Annotated in this window: 23 protein-coding genes; 4 read left to right on the top strand and 19 right to left on the bottom strand. The window is 47.6% G+C overall.

The features are described from left to right. Positions 1-4: 4 nt before the first annotated feature. From BMY16_RS13420 to BMY16_RS13410, 3 genes are all read left to right on the top strand, one after another. Positions 5-1,888 carry a RagB/SusD family nutrient uptake outer membrane protein gene (locus BMY16_RS13420; protein ID WP_091843411.1) on the top strand — a complete coding sequence of 628 codons (1,884 nt, stop codon included), beginning with the start codon at positions 5-7 and terminating at the stop codon, positions 1,886-1,888. Between the two features lie 73 nt (positions 1,889-1,961). Further along, entirely contained in the window at positions 1,962-2,570 is a 609-nt protein-coding gene (locus BMY16_RS13415; RefSeq protein WP_091843409.1) for a DUF6057 family protein, read from the top strand. Continuing rightward, positions 2,539-4,020 (top strand): TolB family protein, encoded by a 1,482-nt coding sequence (locus BMY16_RS13410; RefSeq protein WP_091843406.1) that lies wholly within the window; start codon positions 2,539-2,541, stop codon positions 4,018-4,020. The genes BMY16_RS13415 and BMY16_RS13410 overlap by 32 nt, the downstream gene beginning before the upstream one ends. Before the next feature lie 93 nt (positions 4,021-4,113). On the opposite strand, the gene BMY16_RS13405 is transcribed toward BMY16_RS13410, so the two are convergent. The 4 genes from BMY16_RS13405 to BMY16_RS13390 form a co-directional block, all read right to left on the bottom strand. Next, positions 4,114-5,064, bottom strand: a complete 951-nt coding sequence (locus BMY16_RS13405; RefSeq protein ID WP_091843403.1) for a HipA domain-containing protein — start codon at positions 5,062-5,064, stop codon at positions 4,114-4,116. Continuing rightward, positions 5,057-5,380, bottom strand: coding sequence for a HipA N-terminal domain-containing protein (locus tag BMY16_RS13400; RefSeq protein WP_091843400.1), 324 nt, complete (start codon positions 5,378-5,380; stop codon positions 5,057-5,059). The genes BMY16_RS13405 and BMY16_RS13400 overlap by 8 nt, the downstream gene beginning before the upstream one ends. Continuing rightward, complete coding sequence (locus tag BMY16_RS13395) at positions 5,377-5,577, bottom strand: type II toxin-antitoxin system Y4mF family antitoxin (protein ID WP_411267782.1); 201 nt, start codon at positions 5,575-5,577, stop codon at positions 5,377-5,379. Before BMY16_RS13395 ends, BMY16_RS13400 begins: the two co-directional genes overlap by 4 nt. A 495-nt stretch (positions 5,578-6,072) precedes the next feature. Further along, positions 6,073-7,104: a threonine aldolase family protein gene (locus BMY16_RS13390; RefSeq protein ID WP_091843394.1), complete on the bottom strand. Its 1,032-nt coding sequence runs from the start codon at positions 7,102-7,104 to the stop codon at positions 6,073-6,075. A gap of 142 nt (positions 7,105-7,246) precedes the next feature. Between BMY16_RS13390 and BMY16_RS13385 the strand changes: the two genes are divergently transcribed. Continuing rightward, the gene (locus tag BMY16_RS13385; protein ID WP_170836111.1) at positions 7,247-8,173 is read left to right on the top strand and encodes a DUF3089 domain-containing protein; all 927 of its coding nucleotides are present in this window, start codon (positions 7,247-7,249) and stop codon (positions 8,171-8,173) included. Positions 8,174-8,203: 30 nt separating this feature from the next. Here the strand turns inward: BMY16_RS13385 and BMY16_RS13380 are convergent, their stop codons facing one another. From BMY16_RS13380 to BMY16_RS13310, 15 genes are all read right to left on the bottom strand, one after another. Continuing rightward, complete coding sequence (locus BMY16_RS13380; protein WP_091843389.1) at positions 8,204-9,169, bottom strand: Rossmann-fold NAD(P)-binding domain-containing protein; 966 nt, start codon at positions 9,167-9,169, stop codon at positions 8,204-8,206. A gap of 15 nt (positions 9,170-9,184) precedes the next feature. After that, positions 9,185-11,272: a PP2C family protein-serine/threonine phosphatase gene (locus BMY16_RS13375; RefSeq protein WP_244513064.1), complete on the bottom strand. Its 2,088-nt coding sequence runs from the start codon at positions 11,270-11,272 to the stop codon at positions 9,185-9,187. A gap of 12 nt (positions 11,273-11,284) precedes the next feature. Next, on the bottom strand, positions 11,285-12,526 hold the full coding sequence (locus BMY16_RS13370) for a glutamate-5-semialdehyde dehydrogenase (protein WP_091843386.1): 1,242 nt from the start codon (positions 12,524-12,526) through the stop codon (positions 11,285-11,287). A gap of 7 nt (positions 12,527-12,533) precedes the next feature. After that, positions 12,534-13,301 (bottom strand): glutamate 5-kinase, encoded by a 768-nt coding sequence (proB, locus tag BMY16_RS13365; RefSeq protein ID WP_091843383.1) that lies wholly within the window; start codon positions 13,299-13,301, stop codon positions 12,534-12,536. Next, positions 13,298-13,657 carry a YraN family protein gene (locus tag BMY16_RS13360; protein ID WP_091843381.1) on the bottom strand — a complete coding sequence of 120 codons (360 nt, stop codon included), beginning with the start codon at positions 13,655-13,657 and terminating at the stop codon, positions 13,298-13,300. The genes proB and BMY16_RS13360 overlap by 4 nt, the downstream gene beginning before the upstream one ends. After that, on the bottom strand, positions 13,657-15,324 hold the full coding sequence (locus tag BMY16_RS13355; protein ID WP_091843379.1) for an AMP-binding protein: 1,668 nt from the start codon (positions 15,322-15,324) through the stop codon (positions 13,657-13,659). The genes BMY16_RS13360 and BMY16_RS13355 overlap by 1 nt, the downstream gene beginning before the upstream one ends. Positions 15,325-15,332: 8 nt before the next feature. After that, positions 15,333-15,890, bottom strand: a complete 558-nt coding sequence (locus BMY16_RS13350) for a helix-turn-helix domain-containing protein (protein ID WP_091843376.1) — start codon at positions 15,888-15,890, stop codon at positions 15,333-15,335. Positions 15,891-15,970: 80 nt separating this feature from the next. Next, entirely contained in the window at positions 15,971-16,582 is a 612-nt protein-coding gene (locus tag BMY16_RS13345; protein ID WP_091843373.1) for a hypothetical protein, read from the bottom strand. After that, entirely contained in the window at positions 16,579-17,358 is a 780-nt protein-coding gene (locus BMY16_RS13340; protein WP_091843370.1) for a pyrroline-5-carboxylate reductase family protein, read from the bottom strand. The genes BMY16_RS13345 and BMY16_RS13340 overlap by 4 nt, the downstream gene beginning before the upstream one ends. A gap of 19 nt (positions 17,359-17,377) precedes the next feature. Further along, on the bottom strand, positions 17,378-18,526 hold the full coding sequence (locus tag BMY16_RS13335) for an aspartate aminotransferase family protein (protein ID WP_091843367.1): 1,149 nt from the start codon (positions 18,524-18,526) through the stop codon (positions 17,378-17,380). A 603-nt stretch (positions 18,527-19,129) separates the two neighbouring features. Beyond that, positions 19,130-20,095: an N-acetyl-gamma-glutamyl-phosphate reductase gene (argC, locus tag BMY16_RS13330; protein WP_091843364.1), complete on the bottom strand. Its 966-nt coding sequence runs from the start codon at positions 20,093-20,095 to the stop codon at positions 19,130-19,132. Position 20,096: 1 nt separating this feature from the next. Further along, positions 20,097-21,299, bottom strand: a complete 1,203-nt coding sequence (locus BMY16_RS13325) for an argininosuccinate synthase (protein ID WP_091843361.1) — start codon at positions 21,297-21,299, stop codon at positions 20,097-20,099. Between the two features lie 57 nt (positions 21,300-21,356). Beyond that, a complete protein-coding gene (locus BMY16_RS13320; protein ID WP_091843358.1) occupies positions 21,357-21,965 on the bottom strand; it encodes a GNAT family N-acetyltransferase in 609 nt (202 codons plus the stop codon). A 20-nt stretch (positions 21,966-21,985) separates the two neighbouring features. Next, positions 21,986-22,462, bottom strand: a complete 477-nt coding sequence (argR, locus tag BMY16_RS13315; protein WP_091843356.1) for an arginine repressor — start codon at positions 22,460-22,462, stop codon at positions 21,986-21,988. An 82-nt stretch (positions 22,463-22,544) separates the two neighbouring features. After that, positions 22,545-23,135, bottom strand: a complete 591-nt coding sequence (locus BMY16_RS13310; protein WP_091843353.1) for a DUF4923 family protein — start codon at positions 23,133-23,135, stop codon at positions 22,545-22,547. Positions 23,136-23,540: the final 405 nt, after the last annotated feature.

Below are 23,540 nucleotides of genomic sequence, written 5' to 3'. Positions count from 1 at the left end.
CATTATGAAAAAGATATTTAAATATTTTGCAATGGCAGGTCTGGGACTAGTTGCTCTGTCTTCTTGCAACAACGAAGATTACCTTGACGTACCAAAATATGACATACTTGACATCTCGTCACAATATGAGGGTGATGATAACGCCCGCCTTGGCTTAAATGGAATCTATGCCTACAATAATGTCAGCAAGCAGGACAACAGCTGGGGTTACAAACCGAATTTGTTTACCGGTAGCCACCCGACAATGGATACCCAGTGTACAGGTTGGGACGTAAAGTTCCTCGATCAGACCTGGGATGCCAACGTTGGCGAACTCGGTGAAGGTTGGGCTCACGCATACGCAGCTATCTGCCGTGCAAACCTCTATCTGTCAGGTCTGGAGACCGCTGAGAATGTCAGCCCTGAGGCAAAGAATCTATGCGAGGGGGAAGCTCGCGCTCTGCGTGGCTATTTCTATACATGGCTGGCTACAACGTTCGGTCGTGTGCCTATGCTTGCCACAGGAGAGGACTTCAGCAACACGCCTAACAAGGCTGCCGCTGATACCTACGAAGAGATGTGGGACTTCATTATCGAAGACTTCTCAAAGGCAGCAGAACTCCTGAATTGGACTCCATACGAGAACCAGTATGGCCGCTGCACCAAGGGTATGGCCAAGGCTTACCTCGCAGATGCTTATATGTGGAAAGCTTTCCGTTGTCCTGACCAGGCAAGCGATTGTTACAATAAGGCAAAGGCAGAGCTGAAGAGCATTATCGACAGTGGCACATACAAGCTCGCCACCAACTTTGCCACAAACTGGGATCCTGCAGGTTTTTGGAATGAAGAGTGTATTTGGGCAATGTGCTCAGACGAAGGTAATGAGTGGAGCAGCTGGGGTGGTGACCGTGTTGTCACTTTCTGCAATCCAAACATGTTCAAGTGGTTCACAGCTTGTCCTGAGAACGGCGGATGGGGCTCCCAGTACCTCTCTTGGGAATGGTACTCTTGCTACGAGCCAGGCGACACCCGTCGTGATGCTTCTTGCGTTACAGGTGCAATTCCTGAGGATCAGCTGGCTAAGTATGGTATCGAGAAGTCTAAGGTTGTTTATGGATTCCATCCCTATCTGAAGGACTCTCTCGGTATCAAAAATGATAATGGTCAGGTTGTGAAGCCTTTCATCAATGCTGAGGGTGTTGTTTCTGGAACCAAGACTATGCAGTTCCATTTCACAAATGGTGAGTTTGCACCTGCTATCTGGACAACCAAGATTTGGCGAAATGCATTTGCTGATGGTAACTCTTGGGGTACTCAGATGTGGTCTCCAACCATTATCTATGGCAAGCGCTACGCTAACGTTCTGCTTGACTATGCAGAGTGCTGCTTCCGCACTGGTGACGAGACTACGGGTTGGGCTCAGCTTGATATCCTCCGCAATCGTGCATGGGGTAACTTGACCATTGGTCAGGACTACAGCAAGTATTTTGCTCACTTCAACACGGTCTATACTGGCAATGGTAAGAATACGACCATGACAGAATATCCTATCGGTGTACTGACTCAGGCCGTTACCGTTCCTTCTGCTAAGGAATACTACACGAAACTGCAGGCTACTCCTAACCGCGTAGGTTACACTCATAAGTCAGAGGCTTGGAAGGTGGCTGTCAACGAGGAGCGTCGTAAGGAGTTCAACTCTGAGTGGTGTCTCTGCCCAGACATGATCAGGTCTGGTTATATGGAGGATCACATCGACTATAATTATCCCAAGGATGATGGCGGTTCTGACTACGCTAACTATCCTTGGTCAAAGCGTTCATTCGATTTTGACATCAACAAGATGGATATGCCTATCCCAGCAGGAGAGCTGTTGAAGAACACGCTTCTTAAACAGAATCCTGGTTATTAATCAAATAATCATGAAGCAGTGTTATCCCCCGCCGCCATAGCGGTGGGGGATATCTATTTTAATCGTTTTTGTTATGAATGGCAAGTTCTTCTATATGATTTTAGTGGCACTCACGTGTTTGGCATGTAGCCATGAGCAGCGTGAGGCTAATTTCGGTACGGAGGAGGAATGCCGCTACGATATCATGCAACTTGACGGAGACTGGGAGGGCATCATCGCTGAAGCCGAGAAGACCCCCGTGAAGTCGTTGGCTTGTCGTAAAGTATTCAGGTTGGCACAATTCCGTCTGAAGCAGATTGATCAGAATGCCGTTTTAGAATGTCTAACGAACACAAAAGAGGCACTGACGAGTGTGATGGGAGCCATGATGATGAGCGACGTATATATGCAGCTGGGATTTGCTGCACTGGCTCAACGTGCTGCCTTTGAGGCCATGGTGATGGCCAATAACGACAAAATGAAACGACGAGCCCTGCAGCGACTCACTGAGACGGCCATCATCACCCGGCAATACGACGTGGCAAGGAAATACATTGCCATATTGGAAGAGAATGGTGTGAATCGTCAGTGGCTGAAGACGATGAAACCGATGGTAGAGCATCCTGAGACTATTCTGCAGAACCCTACTTTTAAGAGTTTACAAGAGCAATATGAGAAAGGCGAAGACCAGTTCTTTATGTAGTTGTTTGTTAGGAATCTGTCTGTTTGTAGCCTGTACATCACTGCCGAAGGATGTGACCCACGTCGACGAACAGCCTGCTATCTATCCAGACTACATCGGTGTGACCATCCCCACAGGCATCGCCCCACTAGACTTCACCATGGCCGATGACAGCGTCACGACCATTGACGTTGAGGTGAAGGGCTCTTTGGGTGGTTCGCTACATACTAATGGCATCTATGCCGACTTTGAAATCGACGTTTGGCATGAGTTGCTAGAGCAGAATAAGGGTGGTGTGCTGACGGTAACGGTCTGTGCCGAACGCAATGGCAAATGGAAAAAATATCAGGATTTCCCTATCTATGTGAGCAATGATAGTCTCGGCGAATGGGGCATCACCTACCGCCGGATAGCCCCTGGCTATGAGTTCTATGGCCATATGGGCATCTATCAGCGCGAGCTAAGTACATTTGAAGAAACGGCCCTGTTGGACAATGGGCAGTTGAATGGCCAATGTATTAACTGCCATACTGCGAATCGTACGAATCCTGATATGTATGTGTTTCATATACGAGGCAAGCATGGGGCTACTGTGATGAACCGCAGCCATGATATCGAAAAGCTCAAGGCAACAAATGACACATTAGGCATCACGATGGTTTATCCTTACTGGCATCCGAATGGGCGTTACTGTGCTTTCTCCACAAATAAGACCTCGCAAATGTTCCATACTGCAAATCCTGCAAAGCGCATTGAGGTATATGATTCACAGTCTGATGTCTTTGTCTATGATACGGAGACACAAAACATTCTTTGCGACACACTTATAATGAAAAAGTATTGGGCTGAGAATACACCTTCTTTCTCACCGGATGGAAAATGGCTCTATTTTACCACTGCTCTCAGACAAATATACCCTACTGACTATGACAAGGAGAAATACAGCCTTTGCCGAGTTAGTTTCGATGAAACATCAGGTAAGATCGGCACTTATGTCGATACGCTCATTTGTGCCAACAAGACCGGCAAGAGTGTGACCTGGCCACGCCCGTCGTACAACGGACGATATCTCATGTATACACAGATTGACTATGGCTATTTCTCAATATGGCACCCCGAGGCCGACCTATGGTTGCTCGATCTAAAAACGGGAGAATCACGCGCTATGGACGAAGTAAACAGTACACGTGCAGAAAGTTTTCATAACTGGAGCAAAAACAGTCGTTGGTTTCTCTTCACCAGTCGACGCGACGATGGACTCTATACTCGTATTTATTTGGCCTCGATCGATGGCAATGGTAAAATAACCAAGCCTTTCATGCTGCCGCAACGCAATCCCAAGGAATATTACCGCCGACTGATGTACTCGTATAATACCCCAGACTTCACCGACAGAAGTGTAAACATCGATAAAGCTGCTACTTACCGGGAAATTGAGAGCGACGAAAGAACAGAAACTAAAATGAGGTAAGGACTTCTCCGTGCGCTAAGGATTCTCTCTAATTCGTCGATTTCGGCATCGGTGGTAGCTATGATATTGGAGTTGACCTATAAAAGTTAGCAGTCATTGATTTAGCACCTCAATTCGCTTACTCAACAGTAGGTGGTAGTCGGCCTTCATCTTATCGGGCAGGAATGATTCATCGATGAGGGTTTCCCACTTAGGCAGGAAAGACTTCATTCGTTCTATCATTTTGTTTGCCACTGTATCAGAGATTCCACTTTTAGTAAAGGCAGCCATAAAGGTATGACGGTCGAAACCACTCTTATTACCACCTACCGTGAAGGTCATTGCCATCTCTTCTGTATCATGAGGATCAGCCAATAATACGGACAGCAAATCGTAGGCTGGAGACAGGACATACTCTCCGTTTCCGCTATCTATCAGAGAAAAGTTCTTGCAGTGCATATCAGAGTTCCCTGTCATCCATGAAAACAAGACTACCTCCCAAAATCGCTGAACATCAAGCATGGGAGCCGATGAGTACTTCTTGATCGTTTCTGCTAACTGCAAGTAGGTGCCATAGTACTTATGTTCGGTGAGACGATTGGTAAGTTGGCACATGTCAAGCATGGATATCTTTTCTCCATGTCGCCCTCGATCCATTCTGAGGGTAAGATAGCCCAGCTCACCATCAGAGAGCCGGATGAGTGTATGGCGAGCTGTGCGGATATGAGCCACTTCGGCCATCTTCATCGTCAAGTCTTCTAACTCAGGCAAACAGGGATACATGGAGCTTTGTGGCTTGAAGATATACTTTCCCCAGAGACCTACAATGGTAAACTTTGCAGGTTCACTCTTCCCGCCACGGTTCACATCGAGCGACATCTTGGCCTGCACGCCTGTTACGGATGCACTGGTTCGGATAACTTGTCGGGCAAGCTCCGACATATTATCACGCGTATATGGAAGTATGGGAGCTGTTTCACTACCGAAAAATTTGCGTGCGCAGCTTGGGTGAAAATCCACCTGGCCTTCTTGCAACTCTTTATAACAATACAAACATTTACTCATGGTCTAACGGTTTTACGCTGATGTTTCCGATACAATCCTTGCAGCAAGCCATCAGGAGCGACATTCTGTCGCGTGGGTCAATCTTCCACGACGACGATGCTATATCCAGGAGCCATCCCTCTGGAATGAGCCCATCAAATACTGGGAACATCATTTCTTTATCATACTGTTGGGCCGTCAAAGGCATTGTAGGACTTACAGGAGCAGCATCTGGATGAGCAAGATACGCCTCGTCATAGACAAAATGGAATCCTTCTTCATCCTCTGTAAGGACTCCGCAATACAAATCATTAACGTAGATACCAGCCTGCTTCATACGCTATCATTTTTAACGGGGGCAAGACAGTCGCCAAACAGAGCCAGTACGTCATTTACCTTATCCATTCTCAATGTCTGCTTACCTTGTTCAAGATCTCTTACGAACCTGAGTCCAACACCAGCCCTCGCAGCCAATTCAACCTGAGAAAGCCCGTTTATCTTTCGTTTTTGCTTAATATATTCTGATAAAGTCATCATAATTATACCTTAACGGGTACAAATATAGATATAATTCCGCTATAATATACCACAAAGGGTATAAAATTAATGATTTTTATCATTATTATACCCGAAATGGTATATATCTATGTCGATGTTTCTCCTTCGCAACAATAATTTGTGATAGCAGCTATTACTATCGCTACCCTAGCGGAGTCTATTCAATATAAAACACTGTTCATCCCTACATTTTCAGTGTAATACATTGTATATTAATGGTTTAATGAATGTATAGAGACTAAATGAATACATGCAACTATACATGATTTAAGAAAAATCAAGGCTCTTTCAAAGAGAAACTTGACTTAACTTGCTGTTTATCAACTTGTTCCATGACAGTATCTTATAAGGAAACAATTTGTTTCCTCTAGTGAAACACTCTGTTTCTTAAGGGGAAACAATTTGTTTCCATTGTTACTACACCAATGAAACAATGTTATCTTTATGTCGTAGATGACGGCTTATGACATATTATGGAAATAAAATCCGCTCCAGTTCGTCAATCTCTTCTTCCGTCGTGGCCCAACTGGTTACGAAACGGCAGATGGTGTGACGCCTGTCAGTCTGTCCGAAATGTGAGAACTCCACTTTCTGACTTAGTTTCTCAACTTGTTCATTATCGATAACGATAAACTGCTGGTTTGTTGGAGAGTCAACATAGAACTCAAATCCTTTGCGGATAAAGAGGCTCTTCATCCGCATGGCCATCTTAATGGCATGCTCTGAGAGCTTGAAGTAGAGATTGTCAGTAAACAGTGCATCGAACTGCAATCCGATCAGTGCCCCTTTTGCAATCACTGCTCCATGCTGTTTCTGGATGGAGAAGAAATGCTTGTGGGCCTTGCGGTTGGTGAAGACGACTGCCTCACCACAAAGAGCGCCGATCTTTGTGCCGCCAATATAGAAGACATCACAATGGCGAGCCAGATAGGGCAGCGTAATGTCATTGCTTTCAGCCATCAGACCGTAGCCAAGACGGGCTCCGTCAATATAAAGGGGTATTTCGTAGCGCTGACATACCTGATAGAGGTCATCGAGCTCCTTGGCGGAATAAAGTGTGCCAAACTCCGTAGGAAAGGTGATATACACTAGACCTGGGTGTACGGCATGGTCCTTGTTACCGTCGTGCATATAGTCGTCGAGATACTTGTCGAGCATCTTGGCTTCCATCTTGCCGTTTGTGTCACCGATGGTGATAATCTTATGCTCAGTGAACTCTACTGCACCAGCCTCGTGGACATTGATGTGGCCAGACCCAACACAGATGACACCCTCATACTGATAGAGCATCGAGTCGATGGTAGTGGCATTTGTCTGGGTACCACCCGTTAGGAAGAATATCTGTGCATCTGGCAATCCGCAGGCCTCGCGGATACGATCCTTGGCGCGTTCACTGAACTCGTCAAAGCCATAAGGAGTGGGTTTGGCACTATTGTACTTGATGAGATTGTCGAGCACCTGTTGACATGCCCCGTTATTGTAGTCACATTCAAATGATATCATATCTTGCTGTTTCTTTTTGCGTGCAAAATTACATAAAGTTTCGCGATTTTCTTGCATAATTATGAAGAATTTTGTATCTTTGCAGTCAGATTGTGTATCAGACGTAGCCATGATTAGGTTAAAAACTGCTTTTTTAATACTCGTGGGAACATTTTTAGTATTGCTGATATCCTCATGGGTCAGCAACACGGATGATATTTTTGGTCCCATACCGCAGAAGCCTGATTATGCAGACTCTTCACAATGGCTTATCCGTTATCGGGGAGGTGAGGCAGACATTTTCTATGTCATCTCCACGGAGACTGTCGACCACCTGATGGGTGAAGATACGTGTCATTATGCTGACACTTACTTGGAGCCCCAGCGCAAGACGATGCTCAAGGAGATGCTGGCTGTTGACTCTTTCTATTCTGGCAGTTTCAATTACTACTCCCCATTCTATCGGCAGGTGTCTATGAATTCATGGCTCACACCAGAGAAAGCATTTCGTCGGCTTCCTTTATCGATTGGTGACGTCATGAATAGTTGGCAGTACTATTTGGAGCATTTCAACCAGGGACGCCCCTTTATCTTAGCTGGTTACAGTCAGGGAGCCGATGCCATCCTGAAGGTTATAAAGAATATGCCCGATACTGTTTACCAGCGGATGGTAGCTGCCTATTTCATAGGTTTCAAGCTGGCTTCCGAAGATGTTGATAGCGTTGACAACATCAGATTGGCTGAGGGAGCTACGGATACAGGAGTAACCATTGCGTTCAACTCTTTGCGCTCGCCGGAATGTATGCTTTTCTTTAGTGAGGGCACAGCAGCCTGTATCAATCCCGTTAACTGGCGGACAGACTCGGTAAGTTCTGCTTTCGTTAACTATGGCCGTCGGAGAAATGATACACTTTCTGTCAGGTGCGATCCTGAGAGCAAACATCTTATTGTGAGTGGTTGGAAGAAAGAGACGATTATGCCCTTTCTGGGTATTCCCGGCAACTATCATCATATGGAGTTGAGATTCTACTATCCCTATATCCGACAGAACATGGCTGACCGTGTGGCTGCCTTCTTGAAGAAAAAATAATAATCCCCGCCAATTGGCGGGGATTCGCGTTTATAGGGCTTCAAGCATCCGTTTAATGACTACCGAACAGCTGATTTCTCGATTGGCTGCTTCGGGTATTACAAGGCTGTTGGGTGATTCGATGACATCGTCGGTAACGATGAGATTACGACGAACGGGCAGACAGTGCATGAACTTACCGTTGTTAGTCCATGACATGTGTTCCGTATCTACCGTCCATGACATATCCTTAGAGGTAATCTTACCATAGTCGGCCAGATTAGTCACACCAGGGTTGCTCCAGTTTTTGGCATAGATGAAGTCGGCACCCTCGAAGGCTTTTTTCTGGTCATATTCCACGCGGGCATTACCAACGAACTTCGGATCAAGTTCGTAGCCCTCGGGGTGGGTGATTACAAGATCCACATCCTCTGCTGCATTCATCCATTGGGCAAACGAATTGGGCACAGCCTGTGGCAATGCGCGGCAATGAGGTGCCCACGTCAAGACCACCTTTGGACGCTCTACGGTCTTATGCTCCTCGATGGTTATGAGGTCGGCAAAGGCCTGTAGGGGATGCACAGTGGCTGTCTCCATTGCAAATACAGGTCGACCGCTGTATTTGATGAACTGTTGGAGCACCGTCTCGGCATAGTCGTACTCGCGGTCGGTGAGTCCTGCAAAGCTTCGAACGCCAATCAGGTCGCAGTAGCAACCCATTACGGGGATTGCCTCGAGCAGGTGCTCGCTCTTGTCACCATCCATGATGACACCACGTTCGGTCTCCAGTTTCCAGGCACCGGCATTTACATCGAGCACGATGACATTCATGCCAAGGTTCATGGCGGCCTTCTGGGTAGAGAGGCGGGTGCGCAGCGAATTATTAAAGAAAATCATCATGAGCGTCTTGTTCTTGCCCAAATGCTGATACTTGAAACGATCGTTCTTAATCTCAAATGCTTCGGCCATCGCTTTGTCCAGCGGACCGAGGTCTTCAACGTTAATAAAACTCTTCATATCTTAAAACAATTATTAATTACTATGTGATGCTTTGAGGCACATGATTGTCATGTCATCGTTGGGTTCCGCACCATGACGATGGTTCTTTACTTCTGCTTCCATCAGTTCTACTACATGGCGGGCATCTTTGAACTTCGTATGTCGTAGTATTTCGAGCATGTGGTCATCGCCAAACTGTTCTTGTTTCATGTTCTCTGCCTCATTCAATCCGTCGGAATAAATGAAGAGAGGACGCCCCTTGATGGATTCTATCTCCTCGCCGATATATTCCAGGCCTGGCCATAGACCAATAGGAGCATTTGGCTCCATCTCCAGAAACGAGCCATGTTGCTCATCGCCACCAATTATAGGGGGATTGTGACCGGCATTGCAGAAGTGGAACTGTCCTGTGATGAGATTCAATTGGCCAATGAACATGGTGACAAACATGCCATTGTCGTTTTTCTCTGTCAGTTCATCATTCAGGCGTATGGCTATGGAAGCCGGCATTAGGTGCTGCTTGGCCAGGGCACGGAATAGACGAATGGTCTGAGCCATGAATAACGAAGCTGGCACTCCCTTTCCTGATACATCGCCTAAGCAGAAATATAGGATGTCGTCTTCAAGCAGATAATCGTAGAGGTCGCCACCTACTTCTTTGGCAGGCGTCATTGAGGCGTAGATATCCAGGTCAGGCCGCTTGGGGAACTCATGTGGTACCATCGACATCTGAATCTCACGGGCAATACGCAGTTCACTCTCTATGCGCTCCTTGGCAGCAGTGGTCTGCTCTAACTGCTCGTAGGCTGTTTCCAACTTGTCGTAGGCCGTCGTCAGTTCTTTCATGTGACGGTTGCGACGATAGAGGTAAATGCTGAGGAAGGTGATGATAAGCAGACCCGCGCTGATGGCTGTCCAGAGTATGATGAAGTCGATTCTCTCCTTGCTTTCCTCCAATTCCAACTTCGACTGATACTCGCTTAATTTCAACTGCTGAGCATGGCGGTCCAGACTGTCGTTCTTCATTTTTATGGAGGCATTACTCAGTTCTATGTCGCGGTTCTTCAGGGTTAGGTTGAGTGCTTCTTCCTCCAATCGGCGCTGCTCCAGCTCGTCCTGGGCATGAGCCAGTTCCAGCGATTGATTGTGCAGCAGTAATTCTTTTGCCTGATTCTCGGCACGGATGACATCGAGTTGCAGAGTATGCTCTGCTGTTTGTTTGCGTATCTCTGCAGAGTTAAGAGAGTCGCTCAATAGCTTGTATTTCTTGAAATAATCAAGTGCATTATTCCAGTCGCCCAACCATTCATAAGCGTGTGACATAAACTGGTATCTCTCTTGAGGATTCTTTACCTGTTTTGCCCATTCCAGCATTTCCTTGTAGTCGCCGTTTACCTGGGCATGGTATATCTCAATAAGATAACTATGAGATGTGTTATATTTGTATTTCTCTTTTGCTTTTTTCCATTCCTCGTAGGCCTTGTTATACTCATCTTTTAGATTTTCTCCTTCTGGTATCATTGCGGCTAAGCATCGATAGCTCCATGCATCAACGATGTGAGATCCTAAGACATTAGGTTCTGCCATAGCCTTGTCAGCCATCTCAAGAACCTTCTCTTTCTGTCGCCTGTTACAGTATATTTTTGCCGCTCCAATATACGCTGCAGCAGCATTGACATTGGGCAGATACTTCTGCTTATACTGGATGGCATTAAGATAAAGTCTCAGCGCCTCTTCTTCCATCTTAAGCGAGCTGGACTGGTTGGCATTGGTTACTGAAGAGTAATAGATACCGAGTTTGCTGTCGTGCCGCTTGGAGTGCTCGTTCATGGCCTTGGCTATCTCCATGCCCTTTTGACGACTAACCTTTGAAAAGACAAAAAAAGCCTGGTTAGCCCAAGCGCGATAGAAGAGAGCCTCTTCACCAGCTTTCAGCGCAGTCTCTTTCAGACGCTCGGTAACGTCCATGAACTCGTCTGTGTTACGTGTAGGGTAAAGCCGATACATCTCTTTTTCCAACTGCTCGATAGTGGCAGTTGTGGCGTTCTCCTGTGCCAGCATTTGTATTGGCATGCAAAGCAGGAAGAACAGTGTGAGTTGTATAGGCTTGAACTTTTTCACACGTTTACGTTTCTATGGGCGGGTTTGTCCTTCTCCCTCTATGAGCCATTTGTAGGTGCAGATTTCCTCCAATGCCATTGGACCGCGTGGACCAAGTTTCTGGGTAGAGATGCCGATTTCGGCGCCAAGACCGAACTGGGCACCATCAGTAAAAGAGGTGGGGGCATTCCAATAGACGCAAGCTGCATCAACATGAGCCTGGAACTTTCGGGCGGTCTGCTCGTTCATGGTTATAATAGCCTCGCTATGCCCAGAGCCATTCTCATCGATGTGCTGGAGTGCCTCTTCGAGCGAGGCAACGGTCTTGATAGCGAGCTTGTAGTCCATGAACTCTGTACCAAAACTGTCCTCTGTGGCATGCTCCAAGTAAGAATATTTACCATCGAGTGCAGCATAGGCATGGGTATCGGCATAGATGATGACATGTTTCTCTGCCATTTTCTCGCAAAGTGCAGGCAGATCGTTGAGGCGGTCCTCATGAATCAGCAGACAGTCAAGGGCGTTGCATACAGAGACACGACGCGTCTTGGCATTGTTAACGATGGCTTTGCCCATCTCCAGGTCACCTTCCTTATCGAAATAGGTGTTTACCACTCCTGCACCAGTCTCAATGACAGGGATGCGGGCGGTATCACGGACAAAGTCGATTAGCTTTCTTCCACCACGGGGGATGCAAAGGTCTACATAGCCCACGGCATTCAGCATTTCACCTGTGGCCTCATGGGTTGCAGGCAGTAGGGCTACCACATCCTTCGATACTCCATACTTCTCTAGAATCTCATGGATGAGTGCCACCTCTTCACGATTAGACTCGTCAGCATCCTTGCCTCCCTTCAGGACACAGGCGTTACCACTCTTGAAGCAAAGGGAGAAGACGTCAAATGTCACGTTGGGACGAGCCTCGTAGATCATCCCGATGACGCCGAAAGGCACACTGACACGGCAGAGGCGTAAACCATTGGGAAGTGTCTTCTGTTTGGTGATATGTCCCAGTGGGGTAGGCAATGTTGCCACGTTGCGCATGTCACTGGCAATGCCCTCCAAACGGGCATCCGTTAGTTGCAGACGGTCGTAAAGAGGATTCTCCTTCGACATCTTGGCCAGATCCTCGGCGTTGGCTTTCAGGATTCTTACCTTATTAGATATAATAGCATCGGCAACGGCATTCAAAATCACATTGCGCTGCTCGTCGCTCAGCAGGGCCAGGCTCTTGCTGGCGCGCTTCACTTTTTCAAATGTCTCTTTTAGTTGCATGTATCTTCTATGTTAAGAATTCTGTGTGAGGCGTTGATTCGGGGTTCTCGATGAGATCGATAAGAATGTCATCTCGGGTGCCGTTGGCAATAATGACGTGGATGCCAGCAGACTGGACGTTGCTGGCTGTGTGGTATTTAGAATGCATGCCACCGCGCCCAAAAGCACTCTTCTCAGTTTGGATATACTTAGAGAGGTCGGTGCATGGGGCAACCGTGCGAATCAGTTCGGAAGAAGGATCATCGGGGTGGCCTGAATAGATGCCGTCGATGTTAGATAATAGGATAAGCGAATCGGCTTTCATCATCTGAGCAATGAGGCCAGATAGTTCGTCGTTATCGGTGAACATCAACTCAGTAACAGATACTGTGTCGTTCTCATTAACGATAGGTAATACATCGTTCTCAAGCATGACTGTCATACAAGCCTGTTGGTTGCGGTACTGCTCACCGGGGCGGAAATTCTCCTTCATAGTAAGGACCTGTCCCACATGGATACCAAATTCGCGGAACAGATCATAATATAAACCAACGAGTTTCACCTGACCAACGGCAGAGAACAGCTGGCGTTGCTCCACAGAATCAAGTGAGTGGTCTACGGTGAGTTCACGTCGACCACAGGCTACGGCACCCGATGAAACAAGGATGACCTCCATGTCATGTTTGCGTAGCCAGGCTACCTGGTCTACCAGAGCCGACATGCGGGTAACATCCAATTTACCATCCTTACGGGTCAGTACGTTAGAGCCTATTTTAATAACAATCCTTCTTTTCATATTAATGTTACATCCTTGATATGATCTATTTCTGGTGTGGTGCCAATCATCCCGACAACACTGATGACATCGAAGCGCACAGAACGGCAGGTGTGGTGGGTCTTGACATAGTGGTTGATGGCAGACAATAAGCTACGACGTTTCTTGTAGTCGATAGCTTCTTCCGGGTCGCCAAAGAGGCGGTTCCGACGTGTCTTCACTTCCACCACTACAAGGGTATTGCCTTCTTGGGCAATAATGTCAAGGTCGTGGTGTCCTGATTTCCAGTCACGTTCGAGAATCGAATAACCCTTCTCCAGAAGATATGCTGCAGCCATATCTTCGCCCCACTTCCCCAGCTCGTTGTGTGCGGCCATTACTTCTCTGCGTCTTTCTTGCGAATCTCTACGCGGCGAATCTTACCAGAGATAGTCTTTGGCAACTCATCGACGAACTCGATGATACGGGGGTACTTATAGGGTGCCGTTTCTTTCTTGACATGCTGCTGGAGCTCCTTGATAAGGTCATCGCCAGCTTTGTCTTTCCACTCCTTGCCCAGGACAACGGTAGCCTTTACCACCATACCGCGGATATCATCAGGTACACCTGTTATGGCGCACTCTACCACTGCGGGATGAGTCATCAGGGCGCTCTCTACCTCGAACGGGCCGATACGATAGCCTGATGACTTAATGACGTCGTCGATACGACCCTCAAACCAGTAGTAGCCATCTTCATCGCGCCAGGCCATGTCACCAGTGTGATAGAGACCGTCGTGCCAGGCTTCACGGGTCAGCTCTGGGTCACGATAATACTCCTTAAAGAGACCGATGGGCTTCTTGTCACCCACACGAACCACAATCTCACCTTTCTCACCATCCTCGCAAGAACTACCGTCTGGACGAATCAGATCGATGTCGTATTGGGCATTGGGAATACCCATGCTTCCTGGCTTTGGTTCCATCCAAGGGAAGGTGCCAAGGGTCATGGTGGTCTCCGTCTGTCCGAAGCCTTCCATCATCTTGATGCCTGTCTTTTCATAGAACTTGTCGAACACTGCAGGGTTCAGGGCCTCACCAGCCGTACAACAGTATTCGAGACTCGAGAGGTCGTACTTGGACAGATCTTCGCGAATCATGAAACGGTAGATGGTTGGAGGTGCGCAGAAACTTGTCACCTTATATTTCTCTATCTGACGTAGCAGCGTGTCGGCATTAAACTTCTCATGGTCGAACACAAAGACTGTTGCTCCAGCAAACCACTGGCCATAGAACTTACCCCATACAGCCTTACCCCAACCAGTATCTGCTACCGTCAGATGCAGAGAGCCTTCATGGAGGTTATGCCAGAATACACCCGTTGACAGGTGTCCCATAGCATAGAGATAGTCGTGGGCAACCATCTTTGGTTCTCCGCTGGTACCACTGGTGAAGTACATCAGCATGGTATCATCATTGGTGTTGACAAAAGCGGGACGCTGGAACTTGGGAGCCTGCTTCCACTCTGTCTGCCAATCGTGGAATCCCTCAGGAATGGGCTTGCCATGATCGGTAATGGTAATATACTGCTTTACTGTCGGACTCTCAGCCATAGCAGCCTGAATCTGGCTTACCACATAAGCATCATCTACACAGATAATGGCCTTTACCGAGGCGCGGGTATTACGATAAACGATATCGTGCTTGGTAAGCATGTGAGTGGCAGGAATCACGATGGCGCCAATCTTGCAGAGGGCGAGCATGACGACCCACCACTCGTATCGACGCTTCAAGATCAGCATCACAGGGTCATTCTTACCAATGCCCAGTGTCAACAGATATGAGGCTGCCTGATCGGTCTGCTCCTTCAACTCTCCGTAAGTGGTGCGAATCTCTTCACCCTGATCGTTAGTCCAGAGGATGGCTAGCTTCTCAGGTGCCTCCTCAGCCCACGCATCCATCACGTCGTAGGCAAAGTTGAAGTTCTCAGGGATGATGAACTCCAGGTTTTTGTTGTAATCCTCTACAGACGTAAACTTTGTCTGCTTTAAAAATCTTTCTACCATAGTTTAGTTTATTCTACTGTGAATGCTAAAAATCTGACGGGCTTGTCGCCAACGGCAAGCATGCCATGGGGCTTTGTGGAATCGAAATAGATGGAGTCGCCCTCCTCCAGAATGATGGTCTTACCTCCGATGTAGAGTTCCATCTTACCTTCGAGCACGAGATTGAACTCCTGACCTTTGTGGGTGTTCTTATAAATGGTGTGCGCCTCGGGCTTGGGCTCTACGGTAACGATGAACACATCGGCCTTGTGGTTTACGAAACCACTCACAAGACTCTGGTACTTATAGGCCTTAGTACGTTCTACGCTCATGCCCTGGCCCTTGCGAACCACGAAATACGACTTCATGTGAGGAGCCTCTGCAAACATCAGTTCCTCAGCAGAAACACCATACTTGTGGGCAATCTTCATCAGGTTTGAGATGGTGATGTCAAGTTCGCCCGCTTCAATTTTCTCATACTTCTCCGACGAGATGCCAATCGTTTCAGCCATCTCGCTAACGGGAATGTCGAGCACGTCGCGCAGTCCGCGCAGACGTTCGCCAATTTGTTTTAACTGTTCGTCCATATAAGCTATTATTTCAATTTTCAATCTTCAATTTTCAATCTTCAATTTTCAATTTTCAATCTTCAATTTTCAATTTTCAATCACCTCAGGTCAACGACCTTATAATCTTTGTATTTCTCCTTGGGGTATACGAAAACGGCATCGTCGATATCACCCGCCTGGAAGTTGGAGAAAGTAATGGTGGCCCAGAAGATACTGACCTTGATACGCAAGCGCTTGGGATAGTAGTTGCCTTGGGTAAGCAGGGCTTGAATCTTCTTCATCTTCACATTTGTCTTGGGCTTGGCTACCAGTGTTACCAGCAGATCGTCGCCTTCCTTCGCAATGGAGTAGTTGTAGCTGTCAGGCTCAAACTTGAACATCTGCAGTTTTTCGTCTGCCTTGTTCACTTTGGGGTCATGTAATTCGACAATCTTCTTGTTGGTGCGCACGATGTGCTTCAGGTTGCCGTCGCTATAGGTGATAGTGTTCTTATGCTCACTTCTGGCCTTGTCGCCTTTGTTCCACGACGTCCCTTCTTCTTTATAGAGGTGTAGAATGTTGATCTTGTAGTGAAACGTCACCCCTTCGTTGCCATAGATATGGTTCCATGCCGTGTTGAACACACGTTTGGCCTGTCTGCTATTTGGTGTTTCTTGAGCCAAGAGCACCATGCAGCTTATCAGTGCGAGTGTCAGCAGCGTGTATCTCATTTGGCTCCTGCTTTCAATCCACGAATCACGGCAGAGGTAAAGCCTGCGTGCTCCATCTCGTTGAGGCCTTTGATGGTGACACCTCCTGGTGTGGTTACCAGGTCGATGGCTGCCTCAGGGTGCATACCACTGGCTTCGAGCAGCTCTACTGCTCCCTTCATGGTCTGCATCACGATCTTCTTGGCATCATCAGCCTTAAAGCCTAATTCCACACCGCCCTCTGAGGCTGCACGGATATAGCGCATGGCATAGGCGATGCCACAAGAGGCCAGCGTGGTGCCGGCTGCCAGATGCTGCTCGTCTGTAATAAGGGTATGTCCCATCTCATCAAAGATGCTCACCACGGTCTGGGTGTCCTTCTCTGAGGCGTTTACAGGAACGATGAAGGTCATCGAGGCCATCTCTGCAATGGCAATGTTGGGTATCGCAAGGAAGAGTGGGGGGCAATAGTCGCCTAACCAGTTTTTGATACTCTCCGATGAAACACCTGCTGCTATCACTATCAGGATTTGCTTCTTGGGGTCGAGTTCGGGCTTGATGTCTTTTAGCACACGCTCTACGAGCCAGGGCTTTACCACCACGCAGACGATATCTGCTACGTCTGCTGCCAGCTTGTTGTCCGTTGTCACTGAGACACCCAATTTCGAGAATTTCTCCACAACAGCCTGTGAAGGATCGCTAACGGTGATGTCTTCGTTTCTGAATGTATTTCCTTTGATCAGTCCTTCGACTGTGGAGCCTCCCATCGCTCCTGCTCCTATCACTGAAATTTTCATTTTTTACCTTTTAACCCTTTTACTCTTCAATCTTCTTCAGGACTCTTATCAGTCTCTCGATAAAGTCGTCAGCCTCTGCCTTCGTGAGGCAAAGAGGTGGCAACAAACGCAAAATGTTCTGTCCTGCACAGCCTGTAAAGCAATGCTCATGGTAGATGAGCGGTTGGCGCACATCCTTATGGGGAACATCGAGATCGATACCGATCATCAGTCCACGACCTCTCACATCCACGATGTGGGGTTGTGTTTTCTGTAGCTCCTTCAGTTGGGCAATCAGGTATTCACCCACCTCATGTGCGTTCTCCACCAGATTCTCCTCTTCGAAGACATCAAGCACGGCAAGTGCAGCTGCACAAGCCAGATGATTGCCTCCAAAGGTGGTGCCCAGTTGTCCATAGACGGGCTTGAACTCCGGACTGATTAGTACGCCCCCCATCGGGAATCCGTTAGCGATACCCTTGGCCACAGTGATGATATCAGGCTTGATGCCCAGCCACTGGTGAGCGAAGAACTTGCCGCTGCGGCCGTAACCACACTGAATCTCATCGCAGATCAGCACGGCTCCGTATTGCTTACAAGCGGCGGCCAAACCCTGTGCAAACTCTGGGGTTGCCATCTTGATGCCACCCACACCTTGGATGCACTCTAAGATGACGGCTGCCACACCACCCTTCTGCAACTCTGCCTCCCAGGCTGGCAAATCGTTCAGGGGAAGATAAGTCACATGACCGTTGTCGTTGATGGGGGCGATGATCTTCGGGTTGTTCGTCACCTCCACTGCCAGACTCGTACGACCATGGAAAGCCTTCTCGCAAGAAAGCACTCTGGTATTGCCCGTCTTAAACGAAGCCAGCTTCAGGGCATTCTCGTTGGCCTCGGCACCAGAGTTGATAAGAAACAGCTGGTAGTCGTCGTAGCCACTGATCTTTCCCAGTCGCTCAGCCAACTGCACCTGCAACTTGTTGATGACCGAGTTGGAGTAGAATCCTATCTTGTTCAACTGCTCCGTCACCTTCTCTATATAGTGGGGGTGGGAGTGACCGATCGAGATCACAGCGTGTCCGCCGTAGAGGTCGAGATACTCCTGTCCGTTCTCGTCCCACACCTTACAACCCTGACCCTTGACGATGTTCACGTCGAAGAGCGGATATACGTCAAATAGCTTCATAATGCGTTCCTTTCTATACCTTATTATATAATAATCGGTTGCAAAGTTACGTCAAATATCCGAAAACTCATCACTTTCGCCCATCTTTTTGCATAAAAATGTCAGAATAGTCCGATATCCTGCATACAAAAATCATATTCTTGCAATCTACCTCTGTCTTTTTTATAATTGAGACGGTACATGGGTACTTTTCTTGATGGTACGATGGTACGATAGTACGATGGTACATTTACGTTTTTCTAATTTCAGGATGGGTGCAAGGTTGCATTTGTGATAGTTCATTGCGACAGGAGGAGAAAATTTTTATGTCAATAGGTCTCTTTTAGAATTATATATATTATAATATATATAATTTATTATATAATATTAATATATAATATAAGTATAATAATAATGATATATAGAGAAAGACATATCACTCCGTTGACGTAACTTTTTCCTCTTCGTGTCGCAACATAATGAAAAATTGTAATTGTACCATCGTACTATCGTACCATCGTACCATCGCGACGCCACTGTGAGTAAACTGGGACTTTACTCGGAGTAAAGTGGGGGTTTACTCCGAGTAAACCCCCACTTTAGACACAACCTCCTATCTGTAAGCTAAAACGCAGATGCTTTCAGGCGGAGACCTGCGGTTTCATCAATGCCGAACATCAGGTTCATGTTCTGCACAGCCTGGCCAACAGCACCTTTCAGCAGATTGTCGATGCAGGAGGTAATCAGCAGTTTGTTGCCGTACTTCTCCACATGCACCAATGCCTTGTTGGTATTTACCACCTGCTTCAGGTCGATAGGCTTGTCGCTGTAGTGGGTGAAGGCGGCATCGGCATAGAATTCCTTATAGGCCTCGATGACATCCTCTACAGGGGCAGGTGTCTTGACAACGGCTGTGCAGAAGATGCCTCTGGCAAAGTCGCCACGATAGGGGATGAAGTCAATGTCGGCATCGAGATATCCCTGTACCTGCTTCAGGCTCTGGCGGATCTCTGCGATGTGCTGGTGCTGGAAGGGCTTGTAGATGCTCAGGTTGTTGTTGCGCCATGAGAAATGGGTGGTGGCACCAGGCTTCTGACCAGCGCCTGTACTACCCGTAATGGCATTGACGGCTACATCTTCCTTCAGCAGATTCAGGTAGGCTGCGGGCAGCAAGGCTACTTGGATACAGGTGGCAAAGCAGCCAGGGTTGGCCACATGTTGAGCCTTCATGATTTCCTCCTTGTTGATCTCGGGCAGGCCGTAGACATAATCGTGATTGCCCTTGATGCGGAAGTCCTGTGCCAGATCGATGATCTTGACATTCTCGGGGATGGTGTGCTCCTTGAGGAACTGCTCGCTCTTGCCATGGCCGAAACAGAAGTAGATGACATCCACCTTGTCGAAAGGCATCTCATCGGTAAACTTCAGATCAGTCTCGCCAATCAGTCCTTCGTGGACATCGCTGACAAGGTTGCCTGCGTTACTCTCTGAGTTGGCAAAGACGATCTCTGCCTCGGGGTGGTTCAGCAGCAGGCGGATCAACTCTCCGCCCGTATAACCTGCCGCACCAAGTATTCCTATCTTAATCATATTACCTCTTCTCGTCTTTATGGATACCGTAGTAAACGCGGAGCGGGGTAGAGCTAACCTTGATGAAGCCCTTGGCCTCGTCGGCAGTCCAGCCAGTCTGGGTCTCACCATATTCGCCAAGCTTCGACTTCGTCAGGTCGTTCTCAGAGTCGATACCTACAGTCTCGAAACCATAGGGACGAAGCTTCAGGATAGCTGTACCCGTCACGTTACGCTGGCTGGAGGTCAGCATAGCCTCGATATCGGGCATGACGGGCTCCAGATATTGACTTTCGTGGAGGAACATGCCGTACCAGTTGGCCACCTGGTCCTTCCAGTACTGCTGCCACTTGGAGAGCGTTGATTTTTCCAGTAAACGGTGTGCCTCGATGATCAGTTTCGGAGCTGCAGCCTCGAAGCCTACACGCCCCTTGATGCCGATGATGGTGTCGCCAACGTTGGCATCGCGCCCGATGGCATAAGAAGCACCAATCTCCTCAATCTTCTGGATGGCCTTGATACGGTCGTCGAACTTCTCACCGTTGACACCAACAATCTCACCCTTTTCGAATTGAATCTTCAGTAGCGACTCCTTCTCTTGGGCTGTCACGTGCTTCAGGTAGGCATCCTCAGGAAGCCCCTGTGTGGGGTCGAGCAATTCGCCACCACAGATGCTGGTACCCCAGATACCTACGTTGTATGAATATTTCAGCTTGGTGAAGTCTGCGAAGAAACCATGTTCGTTCAGATAGTCCACCTCTTCCTTACGTGTCAGCTTCTTGTCACGAGTCAGGGTGATAATCTCCACGCCTGGTGCCATCACGAGGAAGGTCATGTCGAAGCGGATCTGGTCATTACCAGCACCTGTTGAACCATGAGCGATGGCATCAGCGCCAATCTCCTTGGCATAACGGGCAATGGCGATGGCCTGGAAGATGCGCTCACTGCTGACACTGATGGGGTAGCAGTTGTTACGCAGCACATTGCCAAAGATCATGTACTTCAGTGACTTGGCATAGTATTCCTGTGTCACGTCAAGAGTGACATATTGTACAGCACCCAGCTTGTAGGCGTTCTCTTCGTTCTTCTTCAACTGCTCTTCGCTGAAGCCGCCGGTATTGGCGCATGCAGCATAGACATCCCAGCCGTCCTGGGTCAGTTTCATAACTGTGTAACTGGTGTCAAGCCCACCAGAAAAGGCTACTACAACTTTCTTGTTTGCCATATCTTTATTGTTTTTTTACCTTTCTACCTTTTTACTTTTTTACTTTTTTCCTCTCTTTCATTCCTTTCCGTCAATCTTGCGTATCCTTTCAATCACCTCATCAGGAATCTTGGCGGGCAGATGTTCCGTTGGATCGTAGAGCATAGCTGTACAGATACAGTATTTCCTGCCTGTACGATGGAGAACATCTACATTACAGCAGCCCTCGCACCCTTTCCAGAACGCCTCGTCGTCAGTAAGATCGGCAAAGGTAACTGGCTGATAACCTAAAGCTGTGTTCATCGCCATGACAGCTGCACCACTTGTCAGTGAGAATATCTTGGCGTGAGGCCAGCGGGTACGGGCCAGTGTGAAGGTCATATCCTTGATGCGCTTGGCTACGTGATGGCCTCGGAAGTCGGGGTGGACAATCAGTCCGGAGGTTGTTACATATTGCTGGTTTTCCCATGTCTCAATATAGCTGAAGCCTGCGAAAGTCCCGTCTTTAGTGAGGGCGATGACAGCTTTTGCCTCCATCATCTTCTTGGTCAGATACTCGTGTGTTCGCTTGGCAATACCTGTGCCACGCACCTTTGCTGCTTCGGCTATAGTGTTAAGGATCGTGTCTACGTATTTCTCGTGCTCAGGTCCTGCTACTAGTACTTCAATTTCAGTCTCCTGTTCCATTATTTTATAGATTATAAGTATTATTTCATGTTTGGTACAAAGTCGCTCAGGGCATTGATGACTTCCTGATGCTTGATACCTTCTTTAATGACGATGAATATGGTGTCATCACCTGCAATTGTCCCTAAAATCTCAGGGATGTCGCTATTGTCGATGTTCCAGGCAATGGAACTGGCATAGCCAGGGCGCGTCTTGATGATACCCATGTTGCCAGAGAAGTTGATGCTGACAAAACCGGGGACCTTCATCATCTCGCGGATGCTATTCGGAGTGCTGACTCGTTTGTACATCGTCTCATTGGGCAGCACATACACATAGTTGCCACTCATGGATGCCGCCTTAGCAACCTTCAGCTGCTTCAGGTCACGACTTAATGTGGCCTGGGTGAGCTTGAAACCCTCTTTCTGTAAGGCATTCAGTAATTCGTCCTGACTTCCTAATTGCTGACTCGAGATGATGAGTCGTAGAGCCTCTAATCGGTTGTTTTTTATCTTCATTGCAGTATATTTATTCAGAATCGGGTGCAAAATTACATAATATTTTGCATCCGACCAAATATTTCTGCATATTTTTGCAAAATTAGTGCCTCATGTCGAAGCCTACGCGTACACCATCGTAGTTTTTGCTCAATTCTCCGATTGTCTGAAGGTCTTTATTCCCACTGAGCGCTGAGGCTACCTGAAGAACATTCAGCAGCTTGTTGGCCTCAAACAAGATGGAGATTCCACCCAGTTCCTTCTTGGCATAACAACTGGTGCTGAACAGCAGAGTCTTAAGGGTAATCTTCTGAGTCGGTTCGTCGAACGTGTATTGCCCTATAAGAGGGGTTCCGGCAATTTTTGCAGAGAACGAACCGTCTTCCTTGAAACTGATCATGGTGTTATTCGACGAAATGCTCACCTGCTGATAATAAGGCAGCAGCTTCTGCTCAATCTGGACTGCGGCCATCTCGCCACCCGCCTTTGCAAGGAGGTTCTTGCTCATGAATGCACAACCAGGACCACTATAGTACCATTCGCCAATCAGACTCTGAGCCTTCACCTTGTCAAGGCCGATAACACTTGCGATGGCGTTGGTTACGCCCTGACCGCTCATCATGGTTCCTAAGTTTCCACAACTTACAGCCAGAAGGCAGCCAAGAACCATCATCCCAATCTTAATCTTTCTCATATTCTTCTTTCCTATTTATTAATCAGGGTGCAAAGTTAGTAACTTTTTCCGTCAACAACCATCGTTTTATCAGAAATTAACGCTTTGTCTGGAGTTAGCCGTAGTAAAGCCGTAGTTTAGCCGTAGTAAAGCCGTAGTTTAGTCGGAGTAAAACCTGTGCTTAGCCGTAATGTAATTCTTTTCCTATATTATATATAATAAGGTGTACGGTTGTTTTGTATTTGATATATGTCAAGAGGTGTAAAAATACCCCTTAATCAAATGAAAATTTTCCCCGAAAAGTTTTGGCGGTTCGGAAAAAGTTCGTACCTTTGCACCCGCTAAACGAGAAGACAAGCTCGCAAGGCAGAAAAGAAAGAGTTCTTTGAAAGATTTACATAGACAGAAGTAGTACAAGAAGCGAGT

It is taken from the genome of Prevotella sp. ne3005 (assembly GCF_900110085.1).
Classification (GTDB): Bacteria; Bacteroidota; Bacteroidia; order Bacteroidales; family Bacteroidaceae; genus Prevotella.
The sequence above is the reverse complement of the archived record's forward strand: the minus strand, read 5'-3'. Positions and strand labels throughout refer to the sequence as shown.